Annotated in this window: 7 protein-coding genes and 4 tRNA genes; all 11 read right to left on the reverse strand. The window is 39.7% G+C overall.

Features of this window, described 5'->3' with window-relative positions:
- Window positions 1-47: 47 nt before the first annotated feature.
- Window positions 48-920, reverse strand: a complete 873-nt coding sequence (locus tag B9A18_RS24445) for a PorP/SprF family type IX secretion system membrane protein (RefSeq protein ID WP_084292485.1) — start codon at window positions 918-920, stop codon at window positions 48-50.
- Window positions 921-944: 24 nt separating this feature from the next.
- Window positions 945-3,965, reverse strand: coding sequence for a chondroitinase-B domain-containing protein (locus B9A18_RS24450; RefSeq protein ID WP_159452742.1), 3,021 nt, complete (start codon window positions 3,963-3,965; stop codon window positions 945-947).
- Window positions 3,966-4,239: 274 nt separating this feature from the next.
- Entirely contained in the window at window positions 4,240-5,718 is a 1,479-nt protein-coding gene (locus B9A18_RS24455) for a RagB/SusD family nutrient uptake outer membrane protein (protein ID WP_084292489.1), read from the reverse strand.
- A 15-nt stretch (window positions 5,719-5,733) separates the two neighbouring features.
- Complete coding sequence (locus B9A18_RS24460; protein ID WP_144009611.1) at window positions 5,734-8,892, reverse strand: SusC/RagA family TonB-linked outer membrane protein; 3,159 nt, start codon at window positions 8,890-8,892, stop codon at window positions 5,734-5,736.
- Between the two features lie 342 nt (window positions 8,893-9,234).
- A tRNA-Leu gene (locus B9A18_RS24465) sits at window positions 9,235-9,319 on the reverse strand.
- A 63-nt stretch (window positions 9,320-9,382) separates the two neighbouring features.
- Window positions 9,383-9,455 (reverse strand) — tRNA-Gly (locus B9A18_RS24470).
- A gap of 41 nt (window positions 9,456-9,496) precedes the next feature.
- Window positions 9,497-9,581: transfer RNA gene (locus B9A18_RS24475), tRNA-Leu, on the reverse strand.
- A gap of 70 nt (window positions 9,582-9,651) precedes the next feature.
- A tRNA-Gly gene (locus B9A18_RS24480) sits at window positions 9,652-9,724 on the reverse strand.
- A gap of 129 nt (window positions 9,725-9,853) precedes the next feature.
- Window positions 9,854-10,345 carry a regulatory protein RecX gene (locus B9A18_RS24485; RefSeq protein ID WP_084292490.1) on the reverse strand — a complete coding sequence of 164 codons (492 nt, stop codon included), beginning with the start codon at window positions 10,343-10,345 and terminating at the stop codon, window positions 9,854-9,856.
- A 46-nt stretch (window positions 10,346-10,391) separates the two neighbouring features.
- Window positions 10,392-13,475 carry an AsmA family protein gene (locus B9A18_RS24490; RefSeq protein ID WP_084292492.1) on the reverse strand — a complete coding sequence of 1,028 codons (3,084 nt, stop codon included), beginning with the start codon at window positions 13,473-13,475 and terminating at the stop codon, window positions 10,392-10,394.
- Between the two features lie 97 nt (window positions 13,476-13,572).
- A complete protein-coding gene (locus B9A18_RS24495) occupies window positions 13,573-14,085 on the reverse strand; it encodes a DinB family protein (RefSeq protein ID WP_235005439.1) in 513 nt (170 codons plus the stop codon).
- Window positions 14,086-14,571: the final 486 nt, after the last annotated feature.

The raw sequence follows: 14,571 nt of genomic DNA on the forward strand, positions 1-14,571 counted from the left end.
CAAAAGAGTATAAACAGAGAAATGTAAGATTTGTTATTGCTTTAAAGCTACAACCTTATTCCAAGTCCCAATTCAAAATCACCGTTTGTATACCCGCTAAAAGCATGAGGTACTGAAGAGTAGATACCGGATAAGCTTAACCTCTTATATTTTATCCCAAAACCAAATGTGGCATTCTCAGAACTGTGGTACAGACCAAAGACATTAAACCTATCCTGAGCAAAAGTGACATTTACCCCCGCATCCAGAATCCCATCGGCTTCTTTAACGCCCCGATAGCAAAGCTTGGGCTCCAGACCAACATCCCCATATTCTTTACCCATATTAAACTTATAGCTAAGTGCTGTAAAAAAGGTGGAGTAATTGATCTGATTCCTTTTGTCCCTATTCAGAAAGTTATTAAGGTTAAGAATTGCCCCCTGAACGGTCATACCCTTGCCGGTGTAAGCCGCGCCAAAATCGCCGTCCACAACAGCTCCACGCTCATTAAAACGGCCTATATTTACATCGGTAGCCTCACCTTTTATGGAACTCTCATCAACTTTTTCATTCAACACCCCAACGGAAAGTCCGAAATGTAACTTATCTTCCTCATTCAGCTTCAAATGATAGGCATAACTCCCCACTACCCTTGTCCGTTTTAACAATCCGGCCCTTTCATTGTATACATTAAGCCCGACAGCAGCCTTATTAAAACTATAAGTACCTGTTAAAGCCTGTTCTGTTAATGCGCCAGGTACAGAATTGAGTTGCTTACGATAGCTTAAATCAAAGGAAATCCCCCCTTCTAAGCCAGCCATAGCGGGATTAATTAAATATTGGTTCTGATAAAAAGCTGCAGCCAGAGGCTTGATCTGTGCATTTGCATGAAGTATCAATACAAAAGAGAACAGAAGGATCATTGAGGTCTTTTTTTTCATATTAAATTCGCGAGCGTTTAAAATCTATTTATTTCTGATGATAGTAATGAAGCCTTTAATCTTCTTTTCCGATATGCCCGTATTTAGCATATAATAGTAGGTGCCTTCGCTCAGGAGATTTCCATTCAGCATTCCATCCCATTCGTTATTGTAGCCCTTTTTATAATAAACCAATCTCCCGGCCTTATCAAATACGCTAACCTCATTATTGGGATACAATTTAATATTCTGTATGATCCATCTATCGTTTACACCATCTCCATCCGGAGTGAGTATGTTGGCAGCATCCATAGGATAAAGCTCCTCTGCAGGCTGCTCAGGTTTGGGTTTTTCATAGTAAACAACTTCATAGGCAAATGGCACTGCCGAAGGCCCTACAAAATTCGGTTCGAGCGCACTGATGAAAATCGGGCTATTGCCTTTGTATTCATCTGCTCCAATATCCTTGGCTCCTGTTCTTTCTTGCCTTTCAAAATCAACGGAAACCTCATTAAAATCCCCCTTCGCAGCATCTATAGCCGGACTCCACTGATCAAGCCTCAAAACCTGGTAAGCCAAATGATCTGCACAGGAGCCATTTAAATCTTTGCACTTTGGTTTTACCAGCTTAGGGTCTATGTTCCTGATCTGATCTGGTGTAGCACTGATTCCAATCGAGGACATACCTGTTGGATACATGATATTATTAACGAAGCTTACGCCCCCAAGAGCAGCAGCACTAAATGACTTTACAATAGGAGCTGTATTGTCGATAACGATATTATTTGAAATCGAACAGTTTATCGGATACCTGGGATACTTACCATTGTTGTCAAACCCAATTTCAATGTTCGATTTATTGTTAACAAATGTATTAAAGGCTACCACAACATCTTCAGGCAGGTAATGATCTGATAAACTGCTGGAACTATTTGTTACATCCCCATTTGTCAAGGTAATTGCAGCATCCCATTTTGAGCCCGTAAGTCCCTGAAAATAGTTATTAAGGATTTTATGGCCTTTTCCATAGGCCCTAACCCCACCACAACCGATGGTATTGCTAGCTCCTGACTCAGGATCGGTATAAACAGCAGTCTTACCCTCGCCAAAAAAGTAATTTCCCTCCGCAATAGTGCCGGTACCCTGACGCAGGCATAAAGTCCCCAGGCAGCGCTGAAAAGTGTTAAACCTTACTATATTATCGCATGATTTTATAGATACAATTTCAGGATCTCCGTCGCAATCCTGAAAAAGATTGTATTCTATAACTGTAAATCCACTGCTTTTTGACAATGGGCTTACCCCTACTCTAATGCTTTCTTTCTCATTGGCAGCCCTTGGGCCATTATTTTTAAACACATTATAGCTGATGGTGTCATGTTGCGACTGCTGGTTAATATTCCCATCCAGCACGATATACTTACCAGCTTGTGTTTTACCGTCAAAGCTATTATGATCAACCAGATTATGTCCGGAACGCAATGGCAGCGGACTGGCAAAAGTATCCCCTATATAGATCCAGTTACATGAGCTGGTTTCTTTAATTTCAAAGCTGTTTCCGGTGATCCGCACTCTGCTGCAATTCTGTATTTTGATACCTGTGCCTATTGAAGCACTCTGAAATGAAAAACCTTTAATGGTTACGTATTTCAGACTTTCAAGAGTCAATGCTGTATTGCCATTTAAAATAGCCTTACCCTGGTTTTTAGCCACAATGATGATGGGCTTGGTCGGACAACCGGAACGTGTTATCGTTAAAGCACTGAGGTTATAACTCCCATCCGCAACTTCAATTACATCTCCCGGATTCATTATACTCAAAGCGGTTTTAAACTCAGCAACAGTAGTCACAACTCTTTTAACAGACGGAGTTGTAATTTCGCTGATATTTGCACCAATTGTCATATTTCCGCTCACCGTGATTGATTTGGACAGCTCACTTCCTGTAAGTCCACCTGTCCATCCATTGAACTGGGAACAGGCATCATAAACGATACTGGCTGTCACCCTGGCTTCCTTGTAATACAAGTTGCCTGTTGCTGCAGGCGCCAGGCTAATTTGTCCGTTAACAGGTTGATTGACCTGGATAACATATTGCGGAGGAGGATTGGCAGGATCAACTTCAGTAATTGCGCCAATTGTCATATTTCCGGTTACTGTAAAATTCTTTAGCAGTTCCGTTCCTGAAAGGTCCCCTGTCCAGCCGCTATTTTTATAACCCTGCGGCAGGGTAAGTGTCGCAGTCACCTGCTGCCCCAGTTCGTAAGCAGCTGTAGCAGGATTTAATGTCACCGTTCCATAAGCGGGTTGAGTAAGGGTAATGGTCCTCGAAGTAGCAGCTGTACCAAAGGAAATATCATGTATTGGATTTGTCCCGATGTACACCTGATCAACAGATAGTTCCGAACTGGCAACCTGGGTATCTGAGGTGTGGTTAAAGTGCAGTGTATGAAATTGTTTGACGCCCGCTACCCTGGTGCCGCTTGCTGTCGGGACATAACTTTCTCTGAGATTAAACTCCGTATCGACAGACATGCCATTTATGGCGACCTTATATTTTTCTGCAGAGAGATCTACTTTGACGCTGATCCTGACCCACTGGCCGCTGGTCCAGGTACCGATGTTAACACCTGAAGATCCATTGTACGCTTTAATTTTATTATCTATGCCCAACTCAATTACAAATATTCGTTTAGCGCTGTTCCCAAACAGATCATAGGCATTTATGGCTATACCTTTTGTAACAAATGAAACCGGGTTTACCCAGAGATCGGTATAGATGTCGCCCACAAGCCCCGCCACAGTACCGCTATAAGGGATAAAATCGACAACCAGCGCGGTGTTATCTGCATTCATTTTGACAGACTGTGTACCACTTTGAACAACATTCGTTGCAGTGACAACCGCATTTCCAGTCTTAATTTTCCAGTTGCTCTGATCGTGTAGATTTCCAGGCAGGTATCCTTCCGCTGTTTCGAACGAAGTTTGCAATGCGATCTGGGCTTTAGCTTTTTTGACAATAACTAGTCCCAGTATCATACAGACGCATAATACTAATTTATTCATACAGTTTGGTTTAAAAGGCACCAGCATGCTTAGACGTAGGTACCTTACATTTGGTTAGGTTATTTGGTTCACCAATAATTGGTATACCAATTATTGGTGAACCAAATGTAGTAATTAAAATGAATTTCAAAAAGAAGTATCATTTTTTAGTGGGATTTATGATGAGCGCATTCAGGACTTCCAACACTAGAGTTTGCGCCCCTGCCCGGCACAAACAAAAACGGGCTGTATCATCATGATACAGCCCGTTCTCAAGTAAGCTTTAAAAACACTATCAATTATAACCCTTATTCTGTGTCAGCACCCCCGGAGCTGCCTTCTCAATTTCTTTTAAAGGAATAGGAAAATACTTAAGGTCTATTCTAGTAGCTACGGCTACCGAAAGTGCCGTACTCGTTGCAGGATTATACGGACGTTCTTCTGAAGTAAAATTCAAATACTTACCTGAACGAACAAGATCAAACCAGCGTTCGTTTTCGTAGGCAAGCTCTAACTGTCGTTCTAAAAATAGTTTGTCAATAAAATCAGTACTGTTGGTGATGCCGGACAACAAATAATTCTGACTGGCATTACCAAATGCACGCTGACGAACTTTATTGAGTTCAATCAATGCTTCTGCAGGTTTATTACGCTCATACAGCACTTCTGCATACAACAAAACAACATCAGCAAAACGAAGCACAGGCAAATCAAGTCCTGAGGAACCATACACATGTGGAACTGCATATTTTGCAACAAAAGGATACCAGGTTAAGGGATCATTAGGTTTGGCAGGTGCCCGCCACATTTCGGTAATGGTTGCAGCTTTCCGGGTATCACCGGTAATATATTTTTTATGCAAACTCCAGGAAGGCAAAGCGACCTCGGCGCCACGATCTACTATACCTGGCGCACCACCATTAGGAATAAATGCAGTTGATAAAGTATGCGCATTTGAACCTTCTATGTAAGTAAGCGCAAAAATTGATTCACTATTATTTTCATTTGTCAGCTTCCACAGATCAGCAAAATTAGTTACTAAACCATAAGTGTATGGTGCCGTAAATAGTTTAGCCAATTGCTTTTCAGCTTCGATCCAGTTTTTCTGATAGACATAAACCTTACCCAATAATGCAATTGCTGCACCTTTAGAGGCACGTCCTCTTACATTAAAAGTCTGCGGCAATTTATTTATCGCATCAAGAAGATCATCGACTATTAAACCATAAATTTCTTCTTCAGATGCCCTCGGAACTTGCCTGGCAGCCTCTGCACTCAATAATGTAGTTACTTTCGGTACCCCCCCATAAAGTCTTACCAGATCAAAATACATTAAAGCACGAAGAAATTTAGCTTCCCCGATAAACTGATCCTTTTGCGTTGCTTTATAGTCCAGCGGTTTATCGATGTTCACCAATACTGCATTGGCTCTAAAAATCACACTGTAATTGGCCGACCAAAAATTAGCCACCAGATCGTTATCCGTTGTTAAAGCCAGAATATCTAAGGCATTTGCCCCCGAAACCGAAGTATTTGCTGAAGCATAAAGATTATCGGAAGGTATCTCCAGCAGCAAGTAATCAGTAGGCTTTCTGGCCTGGAAACCACTATAAGCACCAATAACAGCCTGATCTATGTCTTTTGCTGAACCATAAAAATTAACCGTGGTTAATACTGATTCAGGAATAGGCTCCAACAAGTCCTTATGGCACGAGCTTAGTGACAAAGTTGTTAACAGTAAACACTTTATATATATGCTATTTCTTTTCATCATTTGTCTATTTTAAATTTAAAAACCAACATTCAAGCCTAAAGTATACACCCTGTTAAGCGGCTCAGAACCATTTTGATTGTAACCAGGCATACTTAAAGACCCACTGATATCTCCCTGAGTATAACCTTCAGGATTATAACCGTGGAAGCCTTTGTCGGTCACAACAAGTAGGTTATTAATAGAACTATAAACCCGGATACTACTTAGACGTAATTTCCTGGCCAGCTCAGCGGGTAAATTATAGCCCAAATTCAGGTTACGAATAGCAAAGAAGGAAGCGTTTTCCAGATAAATATCTGATTGTCCCTGAAAATTCAACTGACTTAAAGCAGCAGCAGGCATCCTGCCATCACCTGGTTCCTGTGGCGACCACCATTGTGTTTCTACTAAAGAACGACGCATTGCACCAAGCACATTCCCCTGGAAATACTGGTTTTCGAAAGTATACATCTTTGCACCAAGCGCACTTTGCATACTTACGCTAAGATCAAAGTTTTTGTAAGAGAAGTTGTTCGTCATACCCAGGGTTACCTTCGGTTGATAATTCCCAAGAATTACGCGATCCAGCGGACTAATCTTACCATCCTTATTGACATCTTCATACTTTGGATTTCCAATTTTCGACCCGGGAAGTACTATAGAGTTAGCTAAATCCTGAGCATCTTTGATTACCCCAATAGCCCTGTAACCGTAATAAGAGAACAAAGACTCACCTTCACGTAAAATCCAGCCCATCCCAAATGTATCAGTGTTAATAAGTTCAGATAAACTACCCAAATCAACTACACTGTTTTTATTATGAGCCACATTAAAGGAAGTTTCCCAATTAAACGCTCCTTTAAAGTTTACAGTTCTTAATTCCAGCTCTATACCTTTATTATTTACGGAACCAATATTTGCCACTCTTCGCGGAAATCCGGTCAAAGCAGAAACAGGATCGTCATAAAGCATATCAGTAGTACGCTTATCGTAATAATCAACAGTGATGTTAATCCGGTTATCGAACAAGCCCAGATCAAGCCCAACATCATACCCTTTCGTTCTTTCCCATTTCAGCTTCAAATTCTCCAGCGTAGTTTGTGCCTGCCCTTTGGTCAGCACATTCCCAGGAGAATAAGGGACACTCGTTATTTTGCCCAGATACTCAAAATCGCCGATATTAAAGTTTCCGGTTACGCCATAGCTACCACGTAGTTTCAAGTTACTGACTGCAGGGATATTTTTCATGAATCCCTCTTCGGTTACACGCCATCCCAGGGAGGCAGAAGGGAAATAACCCCATTTATTATCCGGGCCAAAGCGCGAACTACCGTCAGCCCTCATAGATGCAGAAAACAAATATTTACTTTTATAAGCATAATTTACACGACTGAAATAGGAAACCAATCCCCAGGCTGATTTAGTAGTATATGATCCAGTTGGATTAATAATGGCATTATCCAAAGTATACAGAATATCATTATTAAAAGAGTTGGCATTAGCTACGAGATTAGCCCGACGATAATTAGTTTTTTGATATGACGCCCCCAACAACCCGGTAAAATCGTGAACCTTGTTAAAGGTTCTGTTATAAGTCAATGTATTTTCATTAAGCACATTAATCCTTCTGATATCAAAGGCAGAACCTGAGCTGGCATTCCCCGTATAGGTAGCAGCAAATACATCGCTGGTCTGATTTACCAGGTTTGCACCTAAGGAACTTCTTAATCTTAATCCCTCAATAATATTTAAACCAACAAATGCTTCACCAGTATTATTGGTTACAGTTTCTAAATTCTGTGTTCCATTAAGAATACCATTTGGATTGGCCTGACCAGTAACATTGGCACCCCAGTAATCTCTTGCCCTTGGATAGGTTCCATCAGGATTCTGAGGTTCAACAAATGAAGGATACTTAGCCAGATTGACCATAGTAGTCGTTAAACGACGCTTGTTAAAGGATGGATTTAATACCAAACCCATATCTATCGTTTTGTTCACTTTCACATCAACATTTGCCCTGAAACCATAAAACTGATAATTAGAAGTTTTAATAACTCCTTCTTCTCCATTATAGGTTCCTGAGATATAATATTTAACAGACTCATTACCGCCGCTCACTGCCAGGTTATAGCTTTGCGACGGTGCATTCTGTGTAACCTCATCTTGCCAGATGGTCTGCTTTCCTTCTTTAATGATAGGATTTACCTGATATTTTGCCAATCGGGCCGGGTCGTTCCATAAGCCGGTTGAAGGATCTCCTCCATCCCAAACCAATTCCCGATTTTGGTATTTTACAACATAATTATAATACTCCTCACCCGTAATCCAATCGTCATGAAGCATAGGTTTGGCAATACCATAATAAGCGTTTAGTTTTAGCTTAGGCGCACCAGTTTTACCTTTTTTTGTAGTCACAATAATTACCCCACCAGAGGCTCTTGAACCGTAGATCGCTGCAGACGATGCATCTTTTAATACCTCAAAAGACTCTACATCATTCATATTGATCTGATCCAAACTTCCACCTGGAAAACCATCTATGACAATCAATGGCTCATTAGTTGCCCTGATTGAACCTGTTCCCCTGATCTTAATTACTGGCGCTGCGCCAGGGGTACTGCGCGTTTGTGAGATATTTACACCGGCCATTTTACCTACAAGTGCCGTTTCAGGCCTACCTGAGGGTACCTGATCTAAATTATCATTAGTTACTTTTGAAACTGATGCCGTTAATGAGCTCTTTTTAATACTTCCGTAACCTATCACAACCACTTCATCCATAGCATTTACGGCTTCGGCAAGTTTAACATTAATCACCTGCTGACTACCTACAGCTACTTCCTTGGTCGCAAAACCTATATAGGTAAAAACCAATACCGCATTATTTTGGTTATCGGGAATACTGATCTGAAACTCGCCTTTTGTATTACTCATGGCGGCAATGGATGTGCCTTTTAAGACAACACTAACCCCTGGAAGGGGCTGATTCTGGTTATCCGTTACAATTCCTTTAATGATTTTGGCAGCATTAAATAAGGTACTGCCATTATTGTTTAAATCGGCATTTAAATCACGGATCTTATCAACTGATCCCTTTCCATAGGAGGACAGTGCAAAAGGCATTATCAAAGCTGCGACAATACTCTTCTTAACAACAGCCCGGACTATTGCATTGGTTAGTTTTTCTTTCATGGTTTAATTTTGTTGTAGATTTTTCGCCAACATTGTGTCGGTACGATTACGGAGATCCAAAAGCAAGTTTGCGCTATTGGCTAATTACTTCGGCTTACTAATTCCTCATTGGCATCAGTGATTACTTATGAACTATTTGGTTAATTATAAATCTATTAGGCCGCCTAACACACATCGGTTACGTTACCGAAAATCGTTCTTTCTTCTTACAATGTCAATAGCACACAGGAAAAATTTTGCTTTTTGTTAAAATAATTATGAATTACTCTAGGATTTTGAGGCGAATACCTGCAGAAAAATCCACAAAAAAAGCCTCCGATTTTCATCGAAGGCTTCAATTTGTACTCAGAGCGGGAATCGAACCCGCACGACTTTTAAGGTCACAGGATTTTAAGTCCTGCGTGTCTACCAGTTCCACCATCTGAGCATTTCCCAATATCCGTGGGAAAATATCTTTTAAAATAAAAGCCTTCGTTGAAGAAGGCTTTAGAGCGAAAGACGAGATTCGAACTCGCGACCCCGACCTTGGCAAGGTCGTGCTCTACCAACTGAGCTACTTTCGCATTGGTATTGTTTTGCTACATCTATTCGATGCAGTCTTTTGTACTCAGAGCGGGAATCGAACCCGCACGACTTTTAAGGTCACAGGATTTTAAGTCCTGCGTGTCTACCAGTTCCACCATCTGAGCATAATCGTTATCAACATACATTGATAGGATTAATTTTTTTAAACACCTTCCTGGTATTGAAGACATTTAGAGCGAAAGACGAGATTCGAACTCGCGACCCCGACCTTGGCAAGGTCGTGCTCTACCAACTGAGCTACTTTCGCATTTGCCTGATATCATCCGATATCTTCCCTTTTCCGAAGCGATAATTACTTACCTTGTTTCCGTTTGGGATTGCAAATATAAAGACTTTTATTTTACCTCCAAGTTATTTTTAATAAAAAAAACAACGTTTAAACTAAGTCGCTGGTCTTCAATACATCTATTATCAAATCTTTTTCAAATCCTTTGCTCATTAAGTAGCTAATCAATTTAAACTTCCGTTTAAAAGCATCATTCTCTTTAATCAAAGGGGCTTTTTTTTGTGCTGCCACCAAAATTGCATTCAAATATTCGTCGTAATCAATCCCGTTCAGCGCCCGCTGAATCATCTTATCCGGTATCCTTTTTAACTTTAAACCCTGCTTTATTTTAATCTTTCCCCAACGCTTGATCTTAAATTTACCGGAAACATAAGCCTCAGTAAAGCGCTCTTCATTCAAAAAATTAGTCTGTATCAGCTCTGATATGATATTTTCAACATCGTCCGACCATAGCCCCCATTCGTAAAGCTTATCACGTATCTCTTGCTGAGCCCGTTCCTGATAAGCGCAATAATGCTCTGCTTTAGCTAAAGCAGTCTTCTTATCCAGTTTAACCTTCTTCTTTTCGTTATCGTCTATCATTATGTTTATCAGAACTGCTAAAATAGCCAAAATAAAATCAAGCTTTCTATTCAGAAGTCTCTTCCAGCTTACCTTCTTTATTACGTTTTAAAGCAATTTTAGGGTTATCCTGACTACCGGTAATACTTAAAGGAATACCGAATATCCCAAATGGAGGTAAACCCAATCTGCCGCTCATATTTAAACGACCATCAAAGCTCACCTGACCTTCAAAACGTGGTCTGAAACCAGCAACACGCATTTTAAACCTTTCAATGTTAATGATATTATTGGCAATAGTAGTTTTAATCTGAACTTCAGAAACATCAGGATTGCTCAAACTATCTCTTTTAGTAGCTTTACTTACGGCATTCATTAATTTAAAGCCCATCAGGCTAACCTTCTTAACAGAAAGCACACCTGATCCCTTTAATGAGGGATAAACAGGCATCATATCACCATTTAGCTTACCAGATAGCTGATAATCCAAACCAACAATACCTTTTACCTTAGATGCTGAGGTAGCCAAATCTCTGAATAATTTAATTTCCTTATAAGCCTTCGCAATATCGAATTCCTTCGCCTGGATACGGTAATCAAAAGTGGCCGACTTAGGCGTTAGACTTTTATATTTTGCATCCATGGTTACTGCAGCACCCACTAAATTAAATGCAGCCTGATTCAAATTCATGGTACCATTGTTCAGCACCAGACCACCCTTTGCATTTTTTATCTCTAAGCCATTATAATACACAGTTCCGGCATTTGCAGTTACAGAAACGTTTAAATTATCAGGGATTATAATTACGCCTGAACCCGCACTGCTACCTGATTTTGCAGCCGGAGCGGCCCCATCATGATAAGCCATAAACTCATCTGCAAATAACTTTCCACTCTTTAGATTAAAGTTACCTGTCAGCTTCGATTTATCAGAAAGCACATAATTCACAACGTTACCCAGAAAACCGTCCATACTAAAATCAGATTTACCATAGCTTCCTTTAAACTGCTCAAACTTCATCTTGTCCTGTTTAAATGAAAACACACCGTTGCTTACAAGGAAGGACTTCGGGAAAAGATCCGAATTAAAAGTCATTTCTTTAACAATCACCTTCCCTTTATTATCCAGTCTATTGTATCTACCGGCCATAGCATCACTTTGCAAGCCGCTAAAAGACACATCTGTAAATATAGATCCTTTCATATCATAGCCCTTTACAGCAAATAAACGATACATTTTACCGATGTCAATGCTCCCCTTAGAGGTGATTTTGTACTTCACATTTTCCAGATTTTGTACCGCAGCCTTAAGCTCAAATGGCTGTCCACCCATTTCAAAGGATACCGGCTTAATGTTCATGATGGTATTTTTCAAAGTACCATTACGGTTTGTTAAAACCCCATCAATAGAAATCTTTTCCAACGCCTGGTCAAAATGCGCCGTTTTAATCTTGCCATCATTCAACAGAATAGCCACTTCAGTTACAGGAAATAGTTTTTTTGCTTTGTTATACCCGCCTTTGCTATTCACATTCAAGTTTAACTTACCACTCAGTTCCAGATCCTTTAAAGGATAGAATTCTTTAATCTCAGCAAAATTCAGCAAGCCCTTCAACTGCACATCAATTGGGGTATTGCCTGAGGTCTTCAGTTTCGCAAATCCTCGGATGTAATTAGATAAGGCCTGTATATTCAGGTTCGTAACTTCAAGTTCCGTATGCTTATAATCGCCATCTGTATTCTTCCCGTTGATCTCAAAATTGATCTTATCTATTGCAGAAGGTACTGCAGCATGCTTAAAGTAGCCGCCTTTTAATGAGGAGACCAACTTAAACTTAGGTATGGTAGCAATTACGGTATCAACCTTCCTCAGTCCGCTGTGCACTACTTTCCTGGTATAAGTTCCCTCAGCATGAAAGTCCATCAGGAACCTCCCTTTTAAATGTTCCATTTCAAAAATTTTGGCCCATTTCTCCAGGTCTATATTGGCACGACTCTGCACATAAACTTCCGGTGTTTTTAATCCCCTCAGATTCAGCATTGCCCCCACATAGTCTTTCCCTATATTGAAATACAAACTGTCCATGTTGACGTACAAACTATCGAAATCCAATGAAGGCAGCTTGGTTTGCAAGTTCAAATACAACTTGCTGATAGGTTCAGGTGCTTTTGGATTGGAGATCTCCCCTTCACGAATTTTTAAATTAAAAGAAAGCGTAGGCATAATCTTCTTCCCTGCCAGATACTTCCCTATTAAGGACGCTTTAATCTCCGCATACCCTTTCATATTTGTACGCTCCATTCGCTCGGCAATCTCCGGTGGCATTGCACTAAAAATATTATGAAGATCGGTCTCTTTAGCCTTTGTTCTGAAGTTAATGTCATAACCGTCTTCTATAAAGGAAAACCTGCCGACAAAATGAATGGGCAGTGAATTGATTTTCAGGTCATTTTCATCAAACATCAAATCCAATGAGTTGGTATTAATTTTTGTTACCAACCTGGCATTAATCTTTTTATTTACCAGGTAAGGTTTATTATCGTACAAGACATCCAATGATTCAATCTGAGCCTGACTGGTCAGATCAAAAATAGCTTTACTCAAATCTCCTTTTCCGGAATAGTTTAGCCCCGTTGCACTAATGAGCATAGGTACCGACTGATCCTCATAGCTAAGTTTGCTTTTATTGATAAATATACCTTCAATCTTTATTGCTGTAGCAGCAGTTGTATCTGGTTTCTCAGCTGATTTATCTGCACTTTGATAAACATTATAATTAGCACGGCCATTTTTATCCACCTTAACATTAATGACAGATTCATCCAGAAACACTTTATCTATATGAATCTGGGATGAAAAAATAGTGCTTAGGTTAACACCAAAAGAGAGCTCTTTACAAAATAACAGCGTATCCTTTTCAAATGGCGCTGCCCCTTTTAGCAGAAATTCATCTAAACTAAGTGTGAGAGAAGGAAAATGTCTAAAAAAGGAAAGGTTAGCCGATTTAAACCTAACCTCTCCTTTAATATTTTTATTAATAGTATTTTGAACTTCTTTAGCAATGGTGTCCGGGAACAAATAAGGTCCAATAAACAACAAAAGGAATAAAGTCGCAAAACTTATTCCTGTGATTTTTAAAACTTTCTTCAATCTGATAAAATATTTAATCCTTGCGGCCTACAAAGATAATTTTATTTGATTAAACCACTGCTAATAATTTGATTATAGGCAATTCCCTACAATTAAGCTAATCATATTTCAATGCATCATAGCCTAATAACCTCCGCCATAAAGCCAGTTGTCCAATTATACTAGCTTCCCGATATATGGTAAAAGAAATCATCTCGTAGTAAGTCATTTTCATTCCACCCATTTCGAAATCACTATCCAATTTTTCATCGGTGATCGTTACGATTGCCTCCCTTGCTATTGGTGAAAATGTATCCCAATCTTTCAGATATTCAGCATTGGTTGGATAGGTCGCATCATCCTGAATTCCCTTAAAATCTTTAAACAACTCTTCTCCCGTTTGCTTAAGTCCTGGGTGAGTTTCAGTAGTCATCCAAAAACGTTGCTGCACAAGTGCACCTGTAAGCCAGGCCATATGATTTGCTTTGGTATTTAAGCGGTTGTGCATATCCTTTTCCGAGATCCCATCAATTGCTCGTTTAAAAAATGTTGTTTGCATATCAAACAGGGTAAGTAAACCTTCCATTCTGGTACTTACGGTCTTAGTTTCCATTACAGTTTTCGTTTCCATAATTGTATAATTTGAACTTTTAAAACCCCAATTACTTGTAAAAGGTTTTGATTGATTTGCTTTTCCCCCTGACTTTCGTTTATGCTGAGTCTTGTATGACTACCAGATGTACAGTACTAAATTCCAACTAGACTACAGGGTTGGAATATCCTTGGATTATCCTTTCCATATCCTTGCTATATCTAATGGATAAGTCAAGGATATTTCAACGATAACGCAAGGATATAGCAAGGATATTCCAACCCTCTACTTTAGTACTAGTTTAATAGTAATCATATAGTAATCATATAGTAGTCATATACCGGGCAGATCAGCTTGTCTTGTCCGGTGTGTCTTATACTGGGATTAGTTTACAGTAAAAAAGCTAATTACTGATTAGTGTTTACTTTTATTTTTGATTTTACTGACTGTAGTTTACAATGATAATTTAAATTACTGGTTGGTGTTTACATCTGCTTTTTATTTTACTGAAATAGGTTTACTTCT

Origin of the sequence: Pedobacter nyackensis (genome assembly GCF_900176505.1) — a bacterium.
GTDB lineage: Bacteria > Bacteroidota > Bacteroidia > Sphingobacteriales > Sphingobacteriaceae > Pedobacter > Pedobacter nyackensis.